The following is a 22,347-nucleotide window of genomic DNA, read 5'->3' as shown; positions in this document are numbered from 1 at the left end:
GTCGGCTGGTCTTTGCGTTGCGTTTCTTTGCGTTTTGCCGCGATGCAGAATCAAATCGCTTGCCCATGGAATATTGGCGAGCGCGAAACAATGCAACCTCTGAACGGCACTTTTTGAAACTTTATGACCCAGCGGGTGCAGAAATTTCCTGTGCAAGTGCAGCATTCTCGGGCAGGAAATGCGCAATGGAGTTGGCATAAAATCGCAAGATCGGTGCCTGCCCCTCTACCATATGCCAGTTTCCGTCCCGCATTTCGATGATTTGCCGCGCCACCAGCCCGGCAATCGCGCGGCCCAGCTCAAAATCAATTGCATCGGCTTTGATCACCCGGTTGGCCTGCGGCACCATCTCAAGCAAGGCGCCAACCCGCGCTTTCAACGCATCCGGGCGATAGCCCCCGGTTTGTTCCAACAGGGCATAGGCCACCACCGGCACCGACAACACCGGCATGGTCTGAGAGATGCGTTCCATCAGGTCTTCGGAGATCTGTTCGATACTGGCATCCGGTCCCGCCTCGCGCAGCGACATTGGCGTGCCAAAGGCCACAGCCGCCATACCAAACCGGGTTTCCTGCCGGGTCAGCCGCTGCCACAGCTTGCGCAGCACAAACCGCAAGACCACCGTGATCCGCGCCCCGAACCGCCGGTCGCCCCGCTGGTCGGCGGCGATCAGCACCGTGTCTTCGAGCACCCGGTCATAGTTGATCGCAACCGGAACCAGCACCACGTCCCGCTCGCCCTCGGGTTCAAACCCATCCGCCACATAAGACAGCAAGCCCATCCGAGGCGGCTGCAACTTTCCATTCAGGCTCAGCCCGCCTTCGGGATACATCGCCTGATTGACGCCGCCCGCTGTCGCCATCTGCACGTAACGGGCCAAAACCTTGCGATAAAGCGCCCCGCGCGATTTGCGCCGGATGAAATAGGCTCCCATGGATTTGATCAACCGGCTCAGCGGCCAAACCCGCGCCCATTCTCCCACAGCATAAGCCAGCGCAGATTCCCGCGCCGCCAAATAGGTGACAAGCACGTAATCCATGTTGGACCGGTGGTTCATCACATAGACGATCGTGGCTTCCTTGGGGATTGCATCAAAGATCCGGTCGTTGCTGTCGGCGGTTTTGATCCGGTACACCGCGTTCGCCAGCAGCCGCGCCACCCGAATGCCAAAGCTGAAATAGGCAAAGGCCGAAAAGCTGGGCACAATTTCGCGGGCATAGTCGCGGGCCTTTTGAAAGGCCACGTTCTCAGGCACCCCGTTTTCGCGGGCATAGACCACAATTTCGCGGGTCACTTCGGGATCATAGATCAACCGTTGGATCATGTCATAGCGCCGCGCCAGCTTGAACGGCTCAATCGGCCGCTTGAGCCGGGTGTTCAGCCGTGCAACCGCCCTTTCCAGCCGCCGCCGAAAGAACCAGCGCACAGACGGCAACAGAAAATGGCTCAGCGCCGTCACCGCCGCAAACAGCAAAATCAGGATAAATAGCCAAAGTGGCAGCTGCACCGTCTGGTTCATGTCCGCACATTCGCAGTGCCTGCACACAAGAACAATATCAATCTGCAAGATGTGCGGGGCTTGATCACCAAAACACCGGCGGTTTTGCGGCTATTGTGGGCATTGCGGAAAAAAGATGCTGCACCGGCACATGCCGCATTGCAGCGAATTGACATTGGTATAAAATGTCCCGTAAACACAATCAAACGCAAGAATATTGCCCGACCGATTCAGCGAGGCCCACCATGTCAGACCCAAAGACCGACCACAAAGATGCATCCGCAGCACCCAAGACAGATCGCCCCTGGTTGATCCGGACCTATGCGGGCCACTCCACCGCTGCGGCGTCCAATGCGCTTTATCGGGCCAATCTGGCCAAGGGACAAACCGGCCTGTCCGTGGCATTCGATCTGCCCACCCAGACCGGATATGACAGCGATCACGTGCTGTCGCGCGGCGAGGTTGGCAAAGTGGGCGTGCCGGTCAGCCATTTGGGCGATATGCGGATGCTGTTCAAAGACATTCCGCTGGAGCAGATGAACACCTCCATGACAATCAACGCCACCGCGCCATGGCTTTTGGCCCTCTATATCGCTGCGGCTGAGGAACAGGGCGCGGGCGTGTCGAAACTGCAGGGGACGGTGCAGAACGACCTGATCAAGGAATACCTCAGCCGGGGCACCTATATCTGCCCGCCTGCCCCGTCGCTGCGGATGATCGCGGACGTGGCTGAATACTGCTATACCAACGTGCCGAAATGGAACCCGATGAACGTTTGTTCCTATCACCTGCAAGAGGCCGGTGCGACGCCCGAACAGGAACTGGCCTTTGCCTTGGCCACCGCCACCGCCGTTCTCGATGCGCTCAAGCCGCGCGTCCCTGCGGAGGATTTTCCCGCACTTGCAGGGCGTATCTCGTTTTTCGTGAACGCAGGCATCCGTTTCGTGACCGAAATGTGCAAAATGCGGGCCTTCGTCGATCTGTGGGATGAAATTCTCGAAACACGATATGGCGTGCAGGATCCCAAATACCGCCGTTTCCGTTATGGTGTGCAGGTCAATTCGCTTGGCCTGACCGAACAGCAGCCCGAAAACAATGTCTACCGCATTCTGATCGAAATGCTGGCCGTGACACTTTCCAAAAAGGCCCGCGCCCGCGCCGTGCAATTGCCCGCCTGGAATGAGGCACTTGGCCTGCCCCGCCCCTGGGATCAGCAATGGTCAATGCGGATGCAACAGATCCTGGCCTATGAAACTGATCTGCTCGAATTTGACGATCTGTTTGACGGCAACCCGGCTGTGGATGCCAAAGTCGAGATGCTCAAAGACGGGGCGCGTGCCGAATTGGCCAATCTTGACGGTATGGGCGGCGCTATTTCCGCCATCGACTATATGAAAGGCCGTCTGGTCGAAAGCAACGCCGAACGCCTTGGCCGGATCGAGGCCGGCGAAACCGTGGTGGTGGGCGTCAACAAATGGCAGCAGGGCGAACCGTCCCCGCTGATGACCGGCGATGGCGGCATCATGGTTGTGGATCCTGCGGTGGAGGCCGAACAGATCGACCGTTTGAACCAATGGCGGGCCGAGCGGGATGAAAGTGCGGTCAAGGCCGCGCTGGCCGATCTGCGGGCCGCTGCCGCCGAGGGCCGCAATGTGATGGAGCCGTCGATTGCCGCCGCCAAAGCGGGCGTAACCACCGGTGAATGGGCCGCGCAAATGCGGGCCGTGCATGGCGAATATCGCGGGCCAACCGGCGTGGCCGCAGGTCAGTCGAACAAGACCGAGGGCTTGGATGATCTGCGCAGTGCCGTTGATGCGGTCAGTGACCGTCTGGGCCGCCGCTTGAAATTCCTCGTCGGCAAGCCCGGCCTGGATGGCCATTCCAACGGCGCCGAACAGATCGCCGTCCGCGCCCGCGATTGCGGCATGGATATCTCCTACGAAGGCATCCGCCTGACCCCGGCCGAGATTGTCGAGGCGGCGCAAAAGGACAAGGCCCATGTTGTCGGCCTGTCGATCCTTTCCGGATCACATATTCCGCTGGTCGAAGACCTGATGACCCAAATGCGCGAGGCCGGTCTGGGCCATATTCCGGTGATTGTGGGCGGTATCATCCCCGATGATGACGCCGCCCGACTTTCTGCCATGGGTGTTGCGCGGGTCTATACGCCCAAGGATTTTGAATTGAACGTGATTATGGGCGACATCGTCACCCTTGCCGATCCCGAAGCGGTCGCAGCAGAATAAACCGCCGCTCATTTCAATATCATTTTAATCTTTTCGCAATTAGTGTAGGTCCATCTCCGAATTAGGAAATGGACCTTCACACATGAAAATCGATCTGAAATCACTGAGTTCCAAAGAATTGGAAAAGCTGGTTGCCGACGCGAAGAAAGCACTGGCAAATGCCCGCGCCCGTGACCGCGCCAAAGCCCGCAAAGCAGCCGAGAAAGCTGCCGCCGAATATGGCTTTTCTCTCAATGAGTTGTCCTCTGAAATCAAAGGTGCCTCAAAGCCGCGCAAAGCCAAAGCAAAAGCGCCCGCCAAGAAGGGCAAACCGCAATATGCCAACCCCGAGGATGCCACTCAAACATGGACGGGAAAAGGGCGACAACCCAATTGGTATCGCGCAGCGGTTGAAAACGGTATTGCGCCTGAAACGATGCGTATTGGAAGTTAATACACCTTAATGGAGAATTATAACGCCTCCTAATTGCATTCTGAATTCCACTACAATTCAAAGGGCGCAATTCTTCTCCCTTATAGGCAATAATAGAAAAAGGCCGGCCCAACGCAGCCGGCCTTTTGCACGCCTCTGATTTGACAATCCACTTGCCCCCGCGCGCCCGGAAAGGCAGGTTACACCCCTGTCAAAAGCGGAGATTCCAATGACCGTCCATATCGGAGCCAAGCCCGGCGAAATCGCAGAAACCGTCCTCATGCCCGGCGATCCTTACCGCGCCAAATGGGCGGCTGAGACCTTTCTTGAGGGGGCCGAACTGGTCAACGAAGTGCGCGGCATGCTTGGCTTTACCGGCACATGGAAAGGCAACCGCGTGACCATCCAAGGGTCCGGCATGGGCATGCCTTCGCTGTCGATCTACGCCAATGAACTGATTCGCGATTATGACGCCAAAACCCTGATCCGCATCGGGTCATGCGGCGGAATGCAGCCGCAGGTGGGTATACGCGACGTGATTATTGCCATGACCGCCAGCACCATCACATCGCCATCTTCCGGCATTTTCAAAGAAGTGAACTATGCCCCAACCGCCGATTGGTCACTACTGCGGGCCGCTGTGGCGGCAGCGGAAGGCAAAGGATGCAAAACCCATGTCGGCGGAATCTATTCCTCAGATGTGTTTTATGCCGAACGCCCCGATCTGGACGAACAAATGGTGCGCCACGGTATTCTGGGCGTGGAGATGGAGGCGGCGGAGCTTTACACTCTGGCCGCCCGTCATGGTCGCCGCGCACTCGCGGTTCTGACGGTCTCGGACCATTTGCAAACCGGTGAGGCGCTGCCGTCAGAAGATCGTGAAAAGACCTTTGGCGATATGGTCGAGATCGCTCTTGAAGCAGCGTTCGCTTAGGGTCTTCTTCGCCCGGCACCGCTGGTCATGCGCCATGACTGCGGTCATAGCCATTGACGGGCGGAGGGGTCCAACCGTCCAGCCCTCCGTCCTGCGGCGCAAACACCTCTACCAACAACGGGTAGCAGGCGGCCACGTCTGAGGAATGTTCCGCCGAACAATCCCCGCCGGGACAGGCGCTGAGCGCGCCAAGAAGATCCATCTCGGCAAAGAATTCCAGATAGTCGCCGGGCCGCACCGGGCTGGCTTTCATGAAATACTGCCCCGTGTCGCGGGTAAACCCGGTACACATGAACACGTTCAACACGTCATGCACCAAGGGTTCTGCCTCTTGCACAGGCACACCCAGATGCGCGGCCATGGCACGGGTCAGATTGGAATGGCAGCAATGGTGATATTGCCCGCCTTTCAACAAGTTATGCGTATAAGGATCGCAACGGGTGCCAATCACGTCATGCACCGCCCCCCCATAGGCATCTATCCCGTACCACCCCAGCGTATCATGGCTGATGGTCGCCATAGGCCGCATGCCCGGAAAAGAGGACCACATCCGCTCTCCCGTGGTGATATGGGTGCCATGCAAGGCGCGGGTCTTGCCAGAATAGAACCGTTCGTTCAGGTCATTGGCGTTCCACAAGTTCAGATCCCCCACCTGCGATCCTTCAACCGAGGTGATGCGGAAAAAATGCCCGGCTGGCACGGTGAACGTCGCCGCATCACGGGGCTGTACCAGTGCCTCACCCGTTTTGCGCAGATCCTGCCGCGCCCGCGTCAGCAGTGCCATATCCGGCTGCGGCAGGGTCTCGACAGGATAGCAGATCACCGGTTTGATCGCGCGGCGGGCTTCGGCATCAATAGGTGTGGTGATCATCTGGCATCCTCCCGATGTTTGACCGACGTTGCCGCAGCCATACACCGCTGTAAAGCCTGCTCAGGCGTTCTGCCCCGCGATACGCCCTGAATACAGGCAACCGCCCAGAAACGTCCCCTCAAGGGCGTTGTACCCATGATAGCCGCCCCCGCCAAAGCCGCAGACCTCTCCGGCGGCATAAAGCCCCTCCAGAACATCGCCCTTGGGCGTCAGAACCCTGCCCTGCATATCCGTGTGCAACCCGCCCAGCGATTTCCGCGTCAGGATATTCAGCCGCACCGCAATGAGCGGCCCGTTTTCCGGATCAAGGATCGCATGGGGTTTGGCCGTGCGGATCAATTTGTCGCCGCGATAGTTGCGTGCGCCGCGAATGGCGGTGATTTGCGCATCCTTGGCAAAAGGATTGGTCAGTTGCAGATCCCGCGCGGTGATTTGCCCCCGGATATGATCCAGCACCACAGGCGCATCGGGGGTCATTCGGTTCATCCCCGCCACCAGCGTTTCCAGATCATCCGCGACGATGAAATCCGCACCGTTTTTCTTGAATGCCTCTACCGCTGGTGTCGCCCCCTTGCCCAATCGGGCCTTCAAAACATCGCGCCAGCCACCATCAGTCAGGTCCGGGTTCTGCTCTGACCCGGACAGGGCAAATTCCTTTTCGATGATCTTTTGGGTCAGGATAAACCACGAATGCTGGCCCGCGCTCAAAATGCGTTTCAACGTGCCCAGGGTGTCAAACCCCGGCAAATACGGCGCTTCCATCCGGTCGCCCTTGGCATCAAACCAAAGCGAGGACGGACCGGGCAAAATGCGAATACCATGATTGGGCCAGATCGGATCCCAGTTTTGCAGCCCCTCGCAATAATGCCACATCCGGTCTTCGTTGATCAGGCCCGCGCCCGCCTGCCGCGCAATCTCGTGCATCTTGCCGTCGACGTAATCGGGCACACCCGCAACCATCACGTCCGGCGCCGGGCCAAGCCGATCTGCGGGCCAGTGTTTGCGCACAACGTCATGATTGCCGCCAATCCCGCCCGTGGTCAGCACCACCGCATCGGCGCTGTGTTCAAAGCTGCCGATGACGTCCCGCGTGGTGCTTTTGCCCCGCGCCTCGGTGCTGTTTTCCAAAATATCGCCGCGCAGGCCCGTGACCCTGCCATCGCTGGTGGTCAAATCCGTGACCCGATGCCGGAACCCCAGTTGCAGGCTGCCTTGCGCGGCATATTCCGTCATCCGCTTGGCAAAGGGGGCCACAACGCCGGTGCCGGTGCCCCATGTGATGTGAAACCGCGGCACCGAATTGCCATGCCCGTGGGCCTGCTCGCCACCGCGTTCGGCCCAGCCCACCACCGGAAACCACCGCATGCCCAGATCATAACACCACTGCCGCATGCCGCCTGCAGCCCAGTCAATGAACCCTTCGGCATAAGCGCGGGGATTGGCATCCTCAGCGCGGTCAAACTGCGCCGATCCCATCCAGTCGCTCAGCGCCAGTTCGGGGCTGTCCTTGATACCCAAGCGACGCTGTTCGGGGGTGTCGACCATAAATAGACCGCCCAACGACCAGAACGCCTGACCGCCCAGGGATTGCGGCGCCTCCTGGTCCAGCAGCAGAACCTTGCGGCCCCGCTGCACCGCCTCATGCGCGGCCACCATACCGGCCAGCCCCGCACCGACAATGATCACGTCCGCTTTGAAATTGGTGTTGCTCATTTGATCCCCCGCTTTGCCGTTAGGTAAGCAGGATCACAGCTCTCTGTCGAGCCGGACGCTGGGTCAGATCTTGGCCTTGCTCACAAACCCGTTTTGGGTTGCCCGCTCAGACAGCGGTCCGGCTTGCCGGTGCTGCGAAACGCCTCTGCACCGCAGTTGATGCAATTGTATTTGACCAATGCGCCCTTGCTGCCTGCCCGGTCTTCGCGCCAGCGACACAGGCGCGTGCCCGCATTGCGCCGCGCCACGATGGCAACGACGATCACAGCAATCACAAGGGCAATGAACAGGGGCATAGGCAAAACCAGCCCCCATGGGGGCTGGGATCAGTCTGGATCAAACGGTGCGTTCGACCATCAGTTTCTTGATCTTCGCAATCGCTGCTGCGGGGTTCAAACCCTTGGGGCAAGTCTTGGCGCAGTTCATGATCGTGTGGCAGCGATACAGTTTGAACGGATCTTCCAGATCGTCCAGACGCTCGCCCGTGGCCTCATCGCGGCTGTCAATGATCCAGCGATAGGCATGCAGCAAGGCCGCTGGCCCAAGGTAGCGGTCGCCGTTCCACCAATAGCTTGGGCAAGAAGTGGAACAGCAGGCGCACATGATACACTCATAAAGACCGTCCAGCTTGGCACGATCATCAATGGACTGCTTCCATTCCTTTGCCGGGGCGGGCGTGTCGGTCTCAAGCCAGGGCTGGATGCTGGCGTGCTGCGCATAGAAGTGGTTCAGATCCGGGATCAAATCCTTGACCACCGGCATATGCGGCAGCGGATAGATTTTGACCACGCCTTTGATCTCTTCCATGCCGTAGGTACAGGCCAGCGTGTTGATCCCGTCGATGTTCATCGCGCAGGAACCGCAGATCCCCTCACGGCAGGACCGGCGGAAGGTCAGCGTTGGATCAATCTCGTTCTTGATCTTGATCAGCGCGTCCAAAATCATGGGTCCGCAGCTGTCCATATCCACAAAATAGGTGTCGATGGCCGGGTTTTTGCCGTCATCGGGGTTCCAGCGGTAAATCTGGAACTCACGCAGATTGGTGGCGCCTTGCGGCTTGGGCCATGTCTTCCCGCTGGTCATGCGGGAGTTTTTGGGGAGCGTCAGCTGAACCATTTCGCGTCTCCTGTTTCAATCTCATCTGCCCCTTGGGGCGTTTCACTTGACCCTGCGCCGGGGCGCAGGATGTAAATTCTTGACCGCCTTACGTGGCGGCGGAAGCCAGCACCCTGGCCTGCAAACAGGCGGCGGTCTCAGGCCGTCCCAACACAGTGCGCACAGTTTCCACGGTGCCATCATCCACACCCACCACGGCCGCTTTGGCATATTCGCGGATCTCAAGGGCCGAGGAATTGTCGATGATGCAATCGGTGAAGGGCGTGATCAGCTCCTTGGGCACCTGCGGGAAACGGGTGGCAAGGGTTTCTGTCACCACCCCTTTGGCCCCGCGCCGCGCGGTGTTGTCCACGGCCTGCTCCACCTCGGTGCAGGCCGCCAGCGTTGCCGCGCAAAGAACAAGGGCCACCAGACGCATCGGCTTAGTACACCCGCGCCTTGGGTGCGATTTTCTTGAGGTCGATACCGCCCTCATCCTGCTGGGTCAGCGGATCAAGGTGCACAGGCCGGTCGCCCAACTTGGCCTTGTTCCCGTCAAACCAGCACAGGCTGTGCTTGCGCCACTTCTTGTCGTCACGATCAGGATAATCCTCATGGGCGTGCGCACCCCGGCTTTCCTTACGCGCCGCCGCTGCGGTGATGGTGGCCACCGCATTCGGCATCAGGTTGGTCAGTTCCAGCGTTTCCATCAGATCGGAGTTCCAAACCAGCGACCGGTCCGTGACATGCAGATCGGCCATCTTGTCGGCCACGGCGACCATCTTTTGGCGGCCCTCTTCCAGCGTCTTGTCGGTGCGGAACACCGCCGCATCGGCCTGCATGGTTTTTTGCATCTCAAGGCGCAACTCGGCAGTGGGCACGCCGCCCTTGGCATGGCGCAGCCCGTCAAAGCGATCAAAGGCCGCATCAACCGAAGCCTGATTTGGCGTCGGCACTGCGGTTTTCGGATCGACGATCTCGGCTGCACGGATCGCAGCGGCGCGGCCAAAGACCACAAGGTCAATCAGCGAGTTTGAGCCCAAACGGTTCGCCCCATGCACGGAGGCACAGCCCGCCTCGCCCACGGCCATCAGGCCCGGCGAGATTGCATCGGGGCTGTCCTTGGTTGGTGCCAGAACCTCACCCCAATAGTTCGTCGGAATACCGCCCATGTTGTAGTGTACGGTCGGCAGAACCGGGATCGGTTCTTTGGTCAGGTCCACACCGGCAAAGATGCGCGCGCTTTCGGAAATGCCCGGCAGGCGCAGGTCCAGCGTTTCCGGCGGCAGGTGGTTGAGATGCAGATGGATGTGATCGCCATTCTCGCCCACGCCGCGCCCTTCGCGGATTTCCATGGTCATGCAGCGGCTCACCACGTCACGTGACGCCAGATCCTTGTAGGTCGGCGCATAGCGTTCCATGAACCGCTCCCCTTCGGAGTTGGTCAGGTATCCACCTTCGCCCCGCGCCCCTTCGGTGATCAGACAGCCCGCGCCGTAGATTCCTGTGGGGTGGAACTGCACAAACTCCATGTCTTGCAACGGCAGGCCCGCACGGGCCGTCATGCCGCCACCGTCGCCGGTGCAGGTATGGGCCGAGGTGGCGCTGAAATAGGCGCGGCCATAGCCGCCCGTGGCCAACACCACCATCTTGGCGCTGAACAGGTGCATGGTGCCATCATCCAGCTTCCAGCACAGCACCCCCTGACACACGCCATCGTCGGACATGATCAGGTCAATGGCGAAGTATTCGATGTAGAATTCCGCGTTGTTTTTCAGCGACTGACCATAGAGCGTATGCAGGATCGCGTGGCCGGTCCGGTCCGCCGCGGCGCAGGTACGCTGCACGGGGGGGCCTTCGCCAAATTCGGTGGTATGCCCGCCAAAGGGGCGCTGGTAGATCTTGCCCTCTTCGGTGCGCGAGAACGGCACGCCGTAATGCTCCAGCTCGTAAACCGCCTTGGGCGCTTCACGCGCCAGATATTCCATCGCGTCCGTGTCGCCCAGCCAGTCAGAGCCTTTGACCGTGTCATACATATGCCACTGCCAGTTGTCCGGGCCCATGTTGCTCAGGCTGGCGGCAATCCCGCCCTGCGCTGCAACGGTGTGCGAGCGGGTGGGAAACACTTTGGACACACAGGCCGTGCGCAGCCCTTGCTCCGCCATCCCGAGGGTTGCGCGCAAACCGGCCCCGCCGGCACCCACCACAACCACGTCATATTCGTGGGTTTCATATTCATATGCGGCCATTATTCGGTCTCCCGTGGGAATGTTTGGATCAGAGCGCCAGCTTGGCAATGGCAAAAACGCCAACCGCCGCTGCGCCGTAGCTCAGGCAGGTCATCAGGATGATCGCCACTTTCTGGCTGGTGCCATGCACATAGTCCTCGATCAGAACCTGCACGCCATCATTGAAATGTTTAAAGCCCACCAGGATGGTCAAGGCCGCCACAATCGCCGGGAACGGGCGGCTGTAATAGGCAAGGATCTCCTCATAGCTTCCGCCCAGCGCCGACCCAAAGGTGAACACAAAGAACGGAATGAGGATCAGCAGCGCAACAGAGCTGACCTTCATGGCCCAGAAATGCGCGGTACCGGTTTTGGCAGAGCCAAGGCCACGGGCGCGTTTGCGGTCGGTAAGATATGCCATTTCCCAGACCTCCTTAAACGATCACAACAGTGATCAGGGTGAGCAGGATAGACCCAAAAATCACGGCCCAGCCCAGTTTTTCGGCGGTCGGGATGTCCAACGCATAGCCGTTGTCCCAGATCAGGTGCCGTACCCCGGCCAGCGTGTGGTACCAAAGTCCCAGCACCGAGAAGAACATGACCAGATCGCCAAACCAGCTGGTCAGCAGCCCGTTCACAACGTCGAAATAGGCCGGCGAAGTTGCCGCAGACAGAAACCACCAGACAATCAGCAACGCCGCCACCAGCATCGCATTGCCGGTGATCCGGGTCAGGATGGATGACATCGACGTCAGTTGCGGTCGGTAGATCGTCAAATGAGGCGACAGCGGGCGGTTGCCCCGGTTTACATCGGCCATGGCACAGGTCCTTTGCTGTTGGTTACCCCAGTGATAGCGTTTTTTTGCGGCCTGTCACGGGTCTAGCGGGGGTAAGGGCGCGGTTTGTTGGCGCATCTACGCACATTTTTTTCAAAAGAGTAGCGATTCCTGCAATTTGTGATCACACGATATTATACTGTGATCACAACCTCACTCGAATGGCAGGGCAAGACTCAGTTGCTTGGTGGTTTCACGTTGCAATTTGCGCCGGATCTGTGCGGGATAATCCTCAAATCCGTTGGCTGTTATAACAAATGCCCCTTCACCGGAAATGAGATTCTCAAAAAAGTAGGCTGTAAGGTCGGTATCATCGGTCTCAATGGCCAAAGCGTTCACAATGATGCCCTTGGCCCGCATTTGTGGCAGTACATCAGCCGGGGCAATGCCTTCGTTGGATTTGCCATCCCCCGACACGTCGATCACCTTGCGGCGGCAGTCCGAGGCCGCTTCCAAAACCTGTGCAGACAGGTTTAAAGCTTCGCCAATGGCGGTTGAATAGTTGCGCCAGCGCCGTGGTGCATGAGCGACCTGTGTCGACAACGCCGCAACGTCTGAAAAATCTGTGATCACGGTCCAGGGGATCGTCTGTTCCTGCCGCGAGGTGCCGGACCATTGGATCAGCGTCACCCGCGCCTGTTGCTCGACCAAGGCTTCCGTCACGATCCCGTCTGACAGCGCTGCCGCCAGCCCGTCCATCTGGATGCGGTATTCATTCCGGTCAACCGAGCCAGAGACATCCACCGCCAAAACCAACGCCAGTTCGCAAGCCAAGGCGGGGCGAGCCAGCAATATCAGAAGGGTCACAATCACACGCATGCGCGTAGGTTAGATCACTGGGTCCTCCGGCGCATCACACAATCCTGAGATTGGCATAAAGGGCTATCGGCGGCTCGCGGGTGGGCGATCAAACATCGCAGTTCGGCACTTTATGGCAGCCAAGCGCACACTCCCCCTCCAGCCGTCACGCCCCCATCAAAATCGCCGACCCGTGGGGCGGGCCGACGATGGCCCGGCGGCCGCGCCTTGCTTCGGGCCCACTCAAACAAAAAGGGCGCGCCCAACGGCACGCCCTTCCCAAATCTCTTACAGCAGACCTTACTTCAAGCTGCCGTCGATCCCTTTGCAGGCCTCAACCAGACCCTTAACCGCATTGACCGAATTGTCGAACATCGTCTGTTCGTCCTTGTTCATGGAAATCTCCACAACACGTTCGATCCCGCCAGCGCCGATCACCGTTGGTACACCAACATAGAAACCGTCGAGGCCGTAAGCGCCATCCACATAGGCCGCGCAAGGCAACACGCGTTTTTGGTCTTTCAAATAGCTTTCCGCCATTTCAATCGCCGATGTCGCAGGCGCATAGAAGGCAGAACCGGTTTTCAACAGGCCAACAATCTCGGCGCCGCCATCACGGGTCCGCTGCACAATTGCGTCCAGCTTCTCTTGCGTGGTCCAGCCCATCTTCACCAGATCCGGCAGCGGGATACCGGCAACGGTCGAATAGCGCACCAGCGGCACCATCGTATCGCCATGGCCGCCCAGCACAAATGCGGTGACGTCTTTCATGGAAACGTCAAATTCGCTTGCCAGGAAGTGACGGAAGCGGGCGCTGTCCAGAACGCCTGCCATGCCGCAGACCTTTTCATGAGGCAGGCCGGAGAACTCGCGCAGCGCCCAAACCATTGCATCCAGAGGGTTGGTGATGCAGATCACAAAGGCGTCCGGCGCGTGTTTGGCAATGCCCTCGCCCACGGACTTCATGACCTTGAGGTTGATGCCCAGCAGATCGTCGCGGCTCATACCCGGCTTGCGCGCGACACCCGCGGTCACGATGCATACATCCGCGCCTGCGATGTCGGCATAATCTTGGGTGCCGGACATGTTGGCGTCGAATTTGGCCGAGGGGCCCGATTCTGCGATATCGAGCGCCTTGCCCTCCGGGATGCCTTCCGCGATGTCGAACAGAACAACGTCGCCGAGTTCTTTCAATGCTGCGAGATGGGCTAGGGTGCCGCCGATTTGACCGGCGCCGATGAGCGCGATTTTGGGTCTGGCCATGATATGTCTCCGTCCAGGTTACGTTGCGCGTGAGATAGCGAAATGCGGGCCGCGCTGCAAGTTGCGCGATCAAGACAGGCTTAAACGCCGCAGATGGTTAAGAATTCGTGATCACAAACGCCGCAAAAAAGGGCCACCGCAGATGCGATGGCCCATACTCTTTAACATACTAACCTTTTGTTCGGGCCTGCGCCCAAACGAAACGGGTCAAATCAGCCTTTGTATTCAGGCTTGGCTTTCAACGCCGCTTCGTTGGCGTCGATGTAGATCCGCAGTTCGTCACCATTGGCATCGCGCAGAATCTGCAGCTGTTCAAAGGGAACTGCGACCGGCTTTTCCCCTAGACCCAGGAAGCCACCGACATTGATGACAACTTCGGCCACTTCGCCCTTGTCGGTCAGGACCAGCGCGTCAACTTCGCCAACAGTCTCGTCGTTCTGGCCCATCACAGCGGCACCCTGAATTTTTTCAGCGGTCAGCGGGTCGGCTTTTGCCACTTCGATGTCCATCGGCTCAAAGCCGTCACGCTCCACCATCGGGCGGCCCAGTACCGGCGCATCAATTGCCTCGTCCGCCTGGGCTGTCATCTGCTCGGCTTCTGCTTCGGTTTCCTTGGCGACTTCATCAATGCGCGTCTCGACGCCTTCTGCCGCTTCGTTGGCAGAGGCAACCAGATCCTGCTTCAGATCCGTCGCTTCAGCTTCGGCGCTTTCGGCCATCTCATGAGTTTCGGCTTTGATGTTGGTCGCAGCCTGCTCCATATCACGCTCAATCTGGCGCTCGAACGCAGGGGCTTTTTCCAGCATCTCCTTGGACGTTGTCACAACCAGGAAACGGTCGTTGCTGTCGCCCTCTTCACGCAGCACCTTGATGTCGTCCATCGACACGCTCACGTCGCGTTCCCCCAGACCGAGGAAGCCGCCAACGCCAAGAATCACCGCACGCACATCGCCATTTTCGCTGATGATGATGTCGTTGATCTCGCCGATGTCATCCCATTCGCGTTCCGCGCCATCCGCGAGGGGCGTCATGGGGTCAATGTCTGTTTCGGAATTGTAGATCCGCATGCCGATCAGGTCGGATGCGAAGAAGTCGCTTTTCTCAGCTTCTACAGTTGTGATCGCGCCCGAATGGCTGCCCGCGAAAGCGGCGCTGGACAGGGTCAGAGCTACGGCTGTTGTTGTCAGAAAGCGTTTCATTGTACTGTTCTCCTAAGAGTTACTAAGTTAACGTTACCGAGTGTGGACATAACGCCGCATTGCCGGTCTTGTTCCGGCCCTTTTCGAAAAAATGTGAAGTCCCGCCGCCATGATCACCTTTGACCTCTGGTTTTTATGTATCGCAGGCGCGGCGGTGGTTTTTGCCGGGGTGTCCAAGGCCGGATTCGGCTCTGGCGCAGCCTTTGCTTCGGCCACGGTGCTGGCTTTGGTGATCGAACCGGGGCTGGCGCTTGGGGTGATGCTGCCGCTGCTCATGTTGATCGATGCAGGATCGCTCAAACCCTATTGGCGCAAATGGAGCGTGCCGGACGTGCGGCTTTTGGTGCTGGGCGGCGTACCCGGCGTGATCCTCGGCGCGGCGCTCTACCGTGTTGCCTCACCCGATGTCTTCCGGCTTCTGATTGGCGGCGTATCGGTGGGGTTTGTCTTGTGGCAAATGATGCTCAAGCTCGGGATAATACGTCTGGCGCAGCAGCGCATGCCCGATTGGGCGGGGCTTGTGATTGGCACTGTCGTCGGCTTCACCACCTTCGTCAGCCATGCCGGCGGCCCGCCCGCCGCGATTTTCCTGCTCACCCGTGATCTGAATAAAACACAATATCAGGCCACCACGGTGCTGCTGTTCTGGATTTTGAACATCATCAAATTTGTGCCCTATGCCATGCTCGGCATGTTCACTGCGCAGACCTTTCTGGCCAATCTGATTCTTGCGCCCTTCGCGATTCTGGGCACTTGGCTGGGCGTACGGGCCCACGTTCTGGTGCCAGAGCGGCTGTTTTTTGCGCTCACTTATGTGTTGCTGGTTGTTACCGGATCCAAGCTGATCTGGGACGGGCTGACATAAAAAAAGCGGGCCAAAGCCCGCCTTTGTTGCTTCCACAGTTTTTTGTTTGCCTCAGGCGTCTTCGTCGCTGGTCGGCAGCGCCTCTGCCACCTCTTCAAAGGCTTGGCCCGAGGCCACCAGACAAGTCAGCCCGCCCGGCCGGGTGATGGTGATGGTCCAGCTGCCGGTCTCTTCGGAGGCAAAAACCTCTACCACCGCGTTGTTTGCACCAAGGCCCACGGATTGGCGGGTCTCTCCGTACCCTTCGGCCAATCGTTCCACCACCGCGATGCGCGGCCCACAGTTTCGCGACGATTGCGCGGATGCATCCGTCGCCGCGGTCATATAAATCGCCGCAGCGGCGATCAGCCCGATAGATTTCAAAGTCTTGTCCATACGTTGCATTCCATTGCCTTCACTCAAAAGACAGCGCCCTCGGTTCCTGACCTGTCCGGTGTTCCCGGCAGAACTGGGGGCGAGCCCGGTTATGACATGTCTGCACTTCCATTCAGGAGATCCGGCGTCCGCGCCGATTTGGCCCGAGCCACGAAATGCGACGGGGCAAGCCTGCGTCAGAGGACTGAAATTAAGGTTAATAATGCGACCGGATTCCTGTTGGATTTGATTTTTGCTGCAGCGCGGCACGTTTTGACTTGAACTTTTCTGAAAGAAATGCCCCTTTGTGCGCAATTTTATGACCCGGCGCACCCGCGCCCTCGAACGGAGCTGCTCATGCCCAAGATCACCCGCCCCTTGCGTTCTGTCCTCTATATCCCCGGCTCCAAGCCCCGTGCGCTGGATAAGGCGCGGACCTTGGCTTGCGATGCGATCATCTTTGATCTCGAAGATGCGGTCACGCCGGAGGAAAAGGTATTGGCCCGCGAAACCCTTGCCGCCGCACTGGCCGAAGGCGGCTACGGCGCGCGTTACAAGGTGATCCGTATCAACGGTCTGGACACCAAATGGGGCGCTGACGATGCCCGCGCCGCCGCAAAGATGGACGCAGATGCGATCCTGCTGCCAAAGGTCGGCAGCCCGGCGGACCTCGATGCATTGGCAGATCTTGTCGGCGACACCCCACTGTGGGCCATGATGGAAACGCCGATTGCGATGCTCAACGCAGGTGCCATCGGCGCCCATCCGCAGCTTGAGGCAATGGTCATGGGCACGAATGACCTCAACAAAGATCTGCAAACCCGCACCCGCGCCGACCGGCTGCCGCTTATTACGGGCATCGGCCTTTGCGTTCTGGCCGCCAAGGCGCATCAGATTGCGATTATTGATGGCGTCTATAACGCCTTCAAAGACGACGACGGCCTCAAGGTCGAAAGCGATCAGGGCCGCGACATGGGCTTTGACGGCAAAACCCTGATCCACCCTGCACAGCTTGACGTGGCCAATGCCGCCTTCTCCCCTTCGGAGGAAGAAGCCGATCTGGCCCGCCGCCAAATCGCCGCTTTTGAGGAAACCGAAGCCTCCGGTCAGGGTGTTGCGGTGGTCGACGGGCGGATCGTTGAAAACCTGCATGTTGCAACTGCCCGCGAAACACTGGCAAAACTGGAGGCAATTGCCGCCCTTCAGCAGGAGTAACCCGCCATGATCCTTCTTTTCCTCGGCCTCGCCCTCTGGGTGGCCGCCCATTTCTACAAACGCGCCCTCCCCGCCCAACGCGCGGCCCTTGGAGACAAGGGCAAGGGCTTTGTGGCGCTTGCCATTGGCCTCTCTATCGTGCTGATGATCTTCGGCTACCGGATGTGGGACGGCACGTTCTTCTGGGGCCGCACGTCTGCCCTGACAGGGATCAACAACCTGCTGATGGTTGCCGCGCTCTATTTCGTCAGCCCCGGCCCTTCAAAAGGGGCGATCTTTTACAAGATGCGCCACCCGATGCTGACCGGCTTTTCGCTCTGGGCGGTTGCCCACCTGCTGGTCAATGGCGATACGCCTTCGCTGGTGCTCTTTGGCGGGCTGCTCGTCTGGGCGCTGGCCGAAATGGTCGTGATCAACCGTGCCGAACCCGGCTGGACCCCGCCGCAAAAGGGCAGCATCGCCAAGGACGCCATGTTCCTTGCGATCTCCCTGGTGTTGCTGGTGGTGATCGGCTTTGTCCACAGCTGGCTCGGCTACAATCCCTTCGGCTAAGGAAAACGCCATGAAACTCTATCGCTTCCTCTCCGAAGAGGACACATCCGCCTTTTGCCACAAGGTGACTGATGCCTTGAACAAAGGTTGGGAACTTTACGGATCACCCACCCAGACATGGGACCACAAGGCGGGCGTCATGCGCTGCGGGCAATCCGTGGTGAAAGAGGTGGACGGCACCTATACCCACGAGACCAAGTTGGGGGCGCACTGATGGCCAAGACAAACCAAGGGCGCTTTTTCGAAGACTACCGCTTGGGCGAAACCCTGCACCATGCGGTGCCGCGCACCGTGTCGGGGGGCGAACGGGCGCTCTATCATATGCTCTACCCCGCCCGGCATGCCCTTTATTCGTCCGACCAATTTGCCAAAAACAGCGGCCTGCCTGCCAGCCCGCTGGATGATCTGATCGCCTTTCACATCGTCTTTGGCAAAACCGTGCCGGATGTCTCGCTCAATGCGGTGGCCAATCTGGGATATGCCCAAGGGCGATGGCTGGCCCCTGTCTGGCCCGGCGACACCCTGCGCAGCCAATCCGAGGTGATCGGTCTCAAGCAAAACTCCAACGGCAAATCCGGCGTGGTCTATGTGCGCACCACCGGGGTGAACCAACGGGATGAAACCGTGCTGGACTATGTGCGCTGGGTGATGGTGCGCAAACGCGATCTGGATGCACCTGCACCGGAGACCGTGATCCCCGATCTGCCCAAGGCGCTGACCTCCGATCAGTTGGTGGTGCCGCAGGGTTTGGATTTCTCCAACTACGATTTCACGCTTGCGGGCGAGCCGCACCGCTGGGGCGATTATGCCGTGGGGGAACAGATCGACCATGTGGATGGCGTGACCATCGAAGAAGCCGAACATATGATGGCCACGCGGCTTTGGCAGAACACAGCGAAGGTGCATTTCGACACCTCCGCCCGCCCCGATGGCAGCCGCCTGATCTATGGCGGCCATGTGATCTCGATGGCGCGGGCGCTGTCCTTCAACGGGCTGGCCAATGCGCAGATGATTGCGGGCCTCAATGGCGGGGCGCATGCCAACCCCTGCCTGTCCGGCGACACCGTCCGGGCATGGTCCGAGGTGCTGGACAAGTCCGAGACAGACGCGCCGGGCGTCGGCGCAATCCGCCTTCGGCTGGTGGCGACCAAAGGCGGCGATCCCTTTGCCCTGCGCGGGGAGGACGGGAAATACCTGCCCGAGGTGCTGCTCGATCTCGATTATTGGGCGTTGATGCCGCTGTGATCTGGCTGCGAGGCCAATGCATTCTATGATCCGGCGGATCAAACGATTACAATGTGTCTCGAACTTGAGTCGCGCCTCATGAGACTCGCTGCGCAAAACGGCTAAGCCTCCTCATATTTTGTTGGGGATTCGCATATTCACCAGATTTTGTGATCACACTTTTTTCTCGTGTGATCACAAATGTCACTTTATACTGGTAATATGAGGCAAACTGCGAAAAACCTTTACCGAACCATAAGATTCATCGGCATACTGCGCGGTGACTTGAACCAAAACGGGACCGTTTTTCATGAACATCCACGAATACCAGGCGAAAGCCCTCCTGCGCAGCTATGGCGCCCCTGTATCCGATGGCCGCGTCGTGCTCAAAGCCGAAGACGCCAAATCCGCCGCCGGTGAACTTGACGGCCCACTTTGGGTGATCAAGGCACAGATCCACGCAGGCGGCCGCGGCAAAGGCAAATTCAAAGAGGCCGACGCAGGCGAAGCAGGCGGTGTCCGTCTGACCAAATCCGTGGAAGAAGCCGCTGAAGAAGCGAAAAAGATGCTCGGTCGCACCTTGGTCACCCATCAGACCGGCCCGGTCGGCAAGCAGGTCAACCGCATCTATATCGAAGACGGCTCCGGCATCGAGACCGAGCTTTACCTCGCGCTGCTGGTCGACCGCCAGACGTCCCGCGTGTCATTCGTCTGCTCCACAGAAGGCGGCATGGACATCGAAGAGGTCGCAGCCAGCACCCCCGAAAAAATTCTCAGCTTCTCGGTTGATCCGGCCACCGGCTATCAGGCGTTCCACGGCCGCCGCATCGCCTTTTCGCTGGGTCTGGAGGGCAAGCAGGTCAAACAATGCGTTGGCCTGATGGGTCTGCTCTACAAAGCGTTCATGGAAAAAGACATGGAAATGCTTGAGATCAACCCCCTGATCGTCACCGATACCGGCGATCTCAAGGTTCTGGATGCCAAGGTGTCCTTCGACGGCAACGCAATTTACCGCCACGCCGACATCGCGGAACTGCGCGATGTGACCGAAGAAGACCCCAAGGAACTCGAAGCCTCCAAATACGATCTGAACTACATCGCGCTTGACGGTGAAATCGGCTGCATGGTGAACGGCGCGGGTCTGGCGATGGCCACAATGGACATCATCAAACTCTACGGGGCCGAGCCTGCCAACTTCCTCGACGTGGGCGGCGGCGCGACCAAAGAGAAAGTGACCGAAGCGTTCAAGATCATTACCTCCGACCCACAGGTCAAAGGCATCCTCGTGAACATCTTCGGCGGTATCATGCGCTGTGACGTGATCGCGGAGGGCGTTGTCGCGGCTGTGAAAGAGGTTGGTCTGAAGGTGCCACTGGTCGTCCGGCTCGAAGGCACCAACGTGCAGGAAGGCAAAGACATCATCAACAATTCCGACGTTGATGTGATCGCCGCCGATGACCTGAAAGACGGCGCACAGAAGATCGTGCAGGCTGTTAAGGGTTAAGCCTCGGCTGAGCCACAAAGGTGAAGATATCGGTATGAGCGCCATCACCAGATCCACCGCAACACTGCTTGCAGGCATCGCCCTTTTCGGGGCGGCGTCTGCTGCTGTTGCGCAGGGATCGGCCCATACCGCCATCGACACTTTCAACGCCTGGTGTTTCAAGGCCGGCCAGACAGAGGCGCAGGCGCGGGTCAATATGGGAGCGGATGACGCGCCCTTTGCCCTGACGTTTTGGGATGACAGCCTTGAGCCGCGCCCCACCGGCGCGCCCGATGGGGTGGAACGGCGCTGCGAGGTCGCCTTTGACGGCGATCACAGCACCGCCGCGATCAAAGCGCTGCGTATACAGATGGCAAAACCGCCGGTGTTCGGCACCAAGATCCCCCTGCCCAAGACCCACGCGGCACAAGATGGCACAGCCCTGATAGAAGGGCGCGAATTGCTGCGCGGGCGTGTGGCGGTGGTGCAGGTCGGCACCCGCACGGCCCAAGGTAATGTGCAAACCTACATGGGCGTTGATCGCCTTTATGCCGGGCTTGGCCTGCCGAAGGATGGATCATGAGCGCGACGCTGCATGCCTTCCCGGGCGCGGAACTGCCCGCGCTTGATGCCGCGCCCGCGTTGCGGGACTGCCCGGTATGCGACAGCAGCGCCTGCACCCCCTTGCCCGCCTATTCCCCCGATCACTGGGACATGGTGACCTGTGCGGCCTGCAATCTGGTCTATCTGCGCAATCCGGCAGAATATGCCGCGCTCGAAGAAGACTTCGCCTGGGAAAAGACCTACGAAGAAAAGAAAACCGCCACCGAAGGCTCCACCCCGATCAGCCCCTATGTCCGCACCATCCGCACCAAACTCGGACTGACCCGCGACAGGACCGCCGCCTTCCGGCGCTGGTTCCATGACGGTCATGTGCTGGACATCGGTTGCGGTGACGGCGCACGGATCAAACCACCGATGACACCTTATGGCATCGAATTGTCCACCGCCCTGCACGCCCGCGCCGACAGCGAAATGCGCAAATCCGGCGGCTATTGCATCCATGGCGCCGGGGCCGAGGCCATCTGGAAATTCGACAAGGGCCAGTTTGATGGCATCGTCATGTTCTCTTATCTTGAGCATGAAACCAACGTAATGTCGGTGCTGCGCGGTGCACGCCGTGCGCTCAAGGACAATGGCCGCGTGTTTGTGCGCGTGCCCAACTACGGCTCGCTGAACCGCAAGGCGATTGGCCCGAGATGGTGCGGTTTTCGCTATCCCGACCACGTCAATTACTTCACGCTGGCAACTTTGAAAAACGCCGCCAGACGCGCCGGGTTCCTGGCGACCCTGATCAACCGCATCACTCTGCCGCTTGATGACAATGTCTCGGTGTTGCTGCGCAAATCACCGGAGGGGCTGGCATGATCTCATCCAACTCCGCCCCAACCCTTAACCGCCCCGCCCCTTTCGCCGCTCCGGCAGACCGGCGCGATGGCAACCCGCTCACCATTCAAATGACCCGCAGGCGCTTTCTGTCCATTCCGGATACGCAGCCCCT

General features: G+C 59.3%; 24 protein-coding genes. 11 read left to right on the top strand and 13 right to left on the bottom strand.

Translation table 11 applies throughout. The features are described 5' to 3' along the window. Window positions 1-121: 121 nt before the first annotated feature. Window positions 122-1,519 (bottom strand): 1-acyl-sn-glycerol-3-phosphate acyltransferase, encoded by a 1,398-nt coding sequence (locus tag JNX03_RS18135; protein ID WP_203210388.1) that lies wholly within the window; start codon window positions 1,517-1,519, stop codon window positions 122-124. Window positions 1,520-1,743: 224 nt separating this feature from the next. On the opposite strand from JNX03_RS18135, the gene JNX03_RS18130 reads away from it, so the two are divergent. The 3 genes from JNX03_RS18130 (at window position 1,744) to deoD (ending at window position 5,090) form a co-directional block, all read left to right on the top strand. Beyond that, on the top strand, window positions 1,744-3,744 hold the full coding sequence (locus JNX03_RS18130; RefSeq protein ID WP_203210387.1) for a protein meaA: 2,001 nt from the start codon (window positions 1,744-1,746) through the stop codon (window positions 3,742-3,744). A gap of 82 nt (window positions 3,745-3,826) precedes the next feature. After that, window positions 3,827-4,177, top strand: a complete 351-nt coding sequence (locus JNX03_RS18125; RefSeq protein WP_203210386.1) for an H-NS family nucleoid-associated regulatory protein — start codon at window positions 3,827-3,829, stop codon at window positions 4,175-4,177. A gap of 208 nt (window positions 4,178-4,385) precedes the next feature. Next, entirely contained in the window at window positions 4,386-5,090 is a 705-nt protein-coding gene (gene deoD, locus JNX03_RS18120) for a purine-nucleoside phosphorylase (protein ID WP_203210385.1), read from the top strand. A gap of 25 nt (window positions 5,091-5,115) precedes the next feature. On the opposite strand, the gene JNX03_RS18115 is transcribed toward deoD, so the two are convergent. The 11 genes from JNX03_RS18115 to JNX03_RS18065 form a co-directional block, all read right to left on the bottom strand. Next, window positions 5,116-5,961: an urea carboxylase-associated family protein gene (locus tag JNX03_RS18115; RefSeq protein WP_203210384.1), complete on the bottom strand. Its 846-nt coding sequence runs from the start codon at window positions 5,959-5,961 to the stop codon at window positions 5,116-5,118. Window positions 5,962-6,021: 60 nt separating this feature from the next. Beyond that, window positions 6,022-7,674 carry an FAD-binding dehydrogenase gene (locus JNX03_RS18110; protein ID WP_203210383.1) on the bottom strand — a complete coding sequence of 551 codons (1,653 nt, stop codon included), beginning with the start codon at window positions 7,672-7,674 and terminating at the stop codon, window positions 6,022-6,024. A gap of 80 nt (window positions 7,675-7,754) precedes the next feature. Next, window positions 7,755-7,970, bottom strand: a complete 216-nt coding sequence (locus tag JNX03_RS18105) for a hypothetical protein (protein ID WP_203210382.1) — start codon at window positions 7,968-7,970, stop codon at window positions 7,755-7,757. A 40-nt stretch (window positions 7,971-8,010) separates the two neighbouring features. Next, window positions 8,011-8,790 (bottom strand): succinate dehydrogenase iron-sulfur subunit, encoded by a 780-nt coding sequence (locus JNX03_RS18100; protein ID WP_203198504.1) that lies wholly within the window; start codon window positions 8,788-8,790, stop codon window positions 8,011-8,013. An 88-nt stretch (window positions 8,791-8,878) separates the two neighbouring features. Then, window positions 8,879-9,208: a hypothetical protein gene (locus JNX03_RS18095; protein WP_203210381.1), complete on the bottom strand. Its 330-nt coding sequence runs from the start codon at window positions 9,206-9,208 to the stop codon at window positions 8,879-8,881. Window positions 9,209-9,212: 4 nt separating this feature from the next. Continuing rightward, a complete protein-coding gene (sdhA, locus tag JNX03_RS18090; protein ID WP_203210380.1) occupies window positions 9,213-11,018 on the bottom strand; it encodes a succinate dehydrogenase flavoprotein subunit in 1,806 nt (601 codons plus the stop codon). A 28-nt stretch (window positions 11,019-11,046) separates the two neighbouring features. Continuing rightward, complete coding sequence (gene sdhD / locus JNX03_RS18085; protein ID WP_025046592.1) at window positions 11,047-11,418, bottom strand: succinate dehydrogenase, hydrophobic membrane anchor protein; 372 nt, start codon at window positions 11,416-11,418, stop codon at window positions 11,047-11,049. 13 nt (window positions 11,419-11,431) lie between these two features. After that, entirely contained in the window at window positions 11,432-11,815 is a 384-nt protein-coding gene (gene sdhC, locus JNX03_RS18080) for a succinate dehydrogenase, cytochrome b556 subunit (RefSeq protein ID WP_203210379.1), read from the bottom strand. Window positions 11,816-11,986: 171 nt separating this feature from the next. Further along, a complete protein-coding gene (locus JNX03_RS18075; RefSeq protein WP_331000489.1) occupies window positions 11,987-12,640 on the bottom strand; it encodes a DUF1194 domain-containing protein in 654 nt (217 codons plus the stop codon). A gap of 291 nt (window positions 12,641-12,931) precedes the next feature. Beyond that, complete coding sequence (gene mdh / locus JNX03_RS18070) at window positions 12,932-13,894, bottom strand: malate dehydrogenase (RefSeq protein WP_203210377.1); 963 nt, start codon at window positions 13,892-13,894, stop codon at window positions 12,932-12,934. Between the two features lie 212 nt (window positions 13,895-14,106). After that, window positions 14,107-15,093 carry a PRC-barrel domain-containing protein gene (locus tag JNX03_RS18065; RefSeq protein ID WP_203210376.1) on the bottom strand — a complete coding sequence of 329 codons (987 nt, stop codon included), beginning with the start codon at window positions 15,091-15,093 and terminating at the stop codon, window positions 14,107-14,109. Window positions 15,094-15,202: 109 nt separating this feature from the next. Between JNX03_RS18065 and JNX03_RS18060 the strand changes: the two genes are divergently transcribed. Further along, window positions 15,203-15,958, top strand: coding sequence for a sulfite exporter TauE/SafE family protein (locus JNX03_RS18060; RefSeq protein WP_203210375.1), 756 nt, complete (start codon window positions 15,203-15,205; stop codon window positions 15,956-15,958). A 51-nt stretch (window positions 15,959-16,009) separates the two neighbouring features. On the opposite strand, the gene JNX03_RS18055 is transcribed toward JNX03_RS18060, so the two are convergent. Continuing rightward, a complete protein-coding gene (locus JNX03_RS18055; RefSeq protein WP_409202358.1) occupies window positions 16,010-16,342 on the bottom strand; it encodes a hypothetical protein in 333 nt (110 codons plus the stop codon). A 327-nt stretch (window positions 16,343-16,669) separates the two neighbouring features. On the opposite strand from JNX03_RS18055, the gene JNX03_RS18050 reads away from it, so the two are divergent. From JNX03_RS18050 to JNX03_RS18020, 7 genes are all read left to right on the top strand, one after another. Continuing rightward, entirely contained in the window at window positions 16,670-17,527 is an 858-nt protein-coding gene (locus tag JNX03_RS18050; protein WP_203210374.1) for an HpcH/HpaI aldolase/citrate lyase family protein, read from the top strand. A gap of 6 nt (window positions 17,528-17,533) precedes the next feature. After that, a complete protein-coding gene (locus tag JNX03_RS18045) occupies window positions 17,534-18,079 on the top strand; it encodes an NnrU family protein (RefSeq protein WP_203210373.1) in 546 nt (181 codons plus the stop codon). A gap of 10 nt (window positions 18,080-18,089) precedes the next feature. Continuing rightward, the gene (locus JNX03_RS18040; protein ID WP_203210372.1) at window positions 18,090-18,293 is read left to right on the top strand and encodes a DUF1737 domain-containing protein; all 204 of its coding nucleotides are present in this window, start codon (window positions 18,090-18,092) and stop codon (window positions 18,291-18,293) included. Then, window positions 18,293-19,324, top strand: coding sequence for a MaoC family dehydratase (locus JNX03_RS18035; protein ID WP_203210371.1), 1,032 nt, complete (start codon window positions 18,293-18,295; stop codon window positions 19,322-19,324). Before JNX03_RS18040 ends, JNX03_RS18035 begins: the two co-directional genes overlap by 1 nt. Before the next feature lie 289 nt (window positions 19,325-19,613). Next, window positions 19,614-20,807: an ADP-forming succinate--CoA ligase subunit beta gene (gene sucC / locus JNX03_RS18030; protein ID WP_203210370.1), complete on the top strand. Its 1,194-nt coding sequence runs from the start codon at window positions 19,614-19,616 to the stop codon at window positions 20,805-20,807. Between the two features lie 34 nt (window positions 20,808-20,841). Beyond that, window positions 20,842-21,369 carry a hypothetical protein gene (locus tag JNX03_RS18025; RefSeq protein ID WP_203210369.1) on the top strand — a complete coding sequence of 176 codons (528 nt, stop codon included), beginning with the start codon at window positions 20,842-20,844 and terminating at the stop codon, window positions 21,367-21,369. Continuing rightward, on the top strand, window positions 21,366-22,214 hold the full coding sequence (locus JNX03_RS18020) for a class I SAM-dependent methyltransferase (RefSeq protein ID WP_203210368.1): 849 nt from the start codon (window positions 21,366-21,368) through the stop codon (window positions 22,212-22,214). The genes JNX03_RS18025 and JNX03_RS18020 overlap by 4 nt, the downstream gene beginning before the upstream one ends. Window positions 22,215-22,347 lie beyond the last annotated feature (133 nt).

The organism is Sulfitobacter mediterraneus, assembly GCF_016801775.1.
Classification (GTDB): domain Bacteria; phylum Pseudomonadota; class Alphaproteobacteria; order Rhodobacterales; family Rhodobacteraceae; genus Sulfitobacter; species Sulfitobacter mediterraneus_A.
The sequence above is the reverse complement of the archived record's forward strand: the minus strand, read 5'-3'. Positions and strand labels throughout refer to the sequence as shown.

What these genes read in the sequence shown, in the direction of transcription:
- sucC (WP_203210370.1), top strand. Translation starts at nt 19,614, where the DNA reads ATGAACATCCACGAATACCAGGCGAAAGCCCTCCTGCGCAGCTATGGC.
- JNX03_RS18065 (WP_203210376.1), bottom strand. Translation starts at nt 15,093, where the DNA reads ATGAAACGCTTTCTGACAACAACAGCCGTAGCTCTGACCCTGTCCAGC.
- JNX03_RS18125 (WP_203210386.1), top strand. Translation starts at nt 3,827, where the DNA reads ATGAAAATCGATCTGAAATCACTGAGTTCCAAAGAATTGGAAAAGCTG.
- deoD (WP_203210385.1), top strand. Translation starts at nt 4,386, where the DNA reads ATGACCGTCCATATCGGAGCCAAGCCCGGCGAAATCGCAGAAACCGTC.
- JNX03_RS18035 (WP_203210371.1), top strand. Translation starts at nt 18,293, where the DNA reads ATGGCCAAGACAAACCAAGGGCGCTTTTTCGAAGACTACCGCTTGGGC.
- JNX03_RS18130 (WP_203210387.1), top strand. Translation starts at nt 1,744, where the DNA reads ATGTCAGACCCAAAGACCGACCACAAAGATGCATCCGCAGCACCCAAG.
- JNX03_RS18045 (WP_203210373.1), top strand. Translation starts at nt 17,534, where the DNA reads ATGATCCTTCTTTTCCTCGGCCTCGCCCTCTGGGTGGCCGCCCATTTC.
- JNX03_RS18020 (WP_203210368.1), top strand. Translation starts at nt 21,366, where the DNA reads ATGAGCGCGACGCTGCATGCCTTCCCGGGCGCGGAACTGCCCGCGCTT.
- JNX03_RS18135 (WP_203210388.1), bottom strand. Translation starts at nt 1,519, where the DNA reads ATGAACCAGACGGTGCAGCTGCCACTTTGGCTATTTATCCTGATTTTG.
- sdhD (WP_025046592.1), bottom strand. Translation starts at nt 11,418, where the DNA reads ATGGCATATCTTACCGACCGCAAACGCGCCCGTGGCCTTGGCTCTGCC.
- sdhC (WP_203210379.1), bottom strand. Translation starts at nt 11,815, where the DNA reads ATGGCCGATGTAAACCGGGGCAACCGCCCGCTGTCGCCTCATTTGACG.
- mdh (WP_203210377.1), bottom strand. Translation starts at nt 13,894, where the DNA reads ATGGCCAGACCCAAAATCGCGCTCATCGGCGCCGGTCAAATCGGCGGC.
- JNX03_RS18105 (WP_203210382.1), bottom strand. Translation starts at nt 7,970, where the DNA reads ATGCCCCTGTTCATTGCCCTTGTGATTGCTGTGATCGTCGTTGCCATC.
- JNX03_RS18115 (WP_203210384.1), bottom strand. Translation starts at nt 5,961, where the DNA reads ATGATCACCACACCTATTGATGCCGAAGCCCGCCGCGCGATCAAACCG.
- JNX03_RS18110 (WP_203210383.1), bottom strand. Translation starts at nt 7,674, where the DNA reads ATGAGCAACACCAATTTCAAAGCGGACGTGATCATTGTCGGTGCGGGG.
- JNX03_RS18100 (WP_203198504.1), bottom strand. Translation starts at nt 8,790, where the DNA reads ATGGTTCAGCTGACGCTCCCCAAAAACTCCCGCATGACCAGCGGGAAG.
- JNX03_RS18025 (WP_203210369.1), top strand. Translation starts at nt 20,842, where the DNA reads ATGAGCGCCATCACCAGATCCACCGCAACACTGCTTGCAGGCATCGCC.
- JNX03_RS18040 (WP_203210372.1), top strand. Translation starts at nt 18,090, where the DNA reads ATGAAACTCTATCGCTTCCTCTCCGAAGAGGACACATCCGCCTTTTGC.
- JNX03_RS18055 (WP_409202358.1), bottom strand. Translation starts at nt 16,342, where the DNA reads ATGCAACGTATGGACAAGACTTTGAAATCTATCGGGCTGATCGCCGCT.
- sdhA (WP_203210380.1), bottom strand. Translation starts at nt 11,018, where the DNA reads ATGGCCGCATATGAATATGAAACCCACGAATATGACGTGGTTGTGGTG.
- JNX03_RS18060 (WP_203210375.1), top strand. Translation starts at nt 15,203, where the DNA reads ATGATCACCTTTGACCTCTGGTTTTTATGTATCGCAGGCGCGGCGGTG.
- JNX03_RS18095 (WP_203210381.1), bottom strand. Translation starts at nt 9,208, where the DNA reads ATGCGTCTGGTGGCCCTTGTTCTTTGCGCGGCAACGCTGGCGGCCTGC.
- JNX03_RS18050 (WP_203210374.1), top strand. Translation starts at nt 16,670, where the DNA reads ATGCCCAAGATCACCCGCCCCTTGCGTTCTGTCCTCTATATCCCCGGC.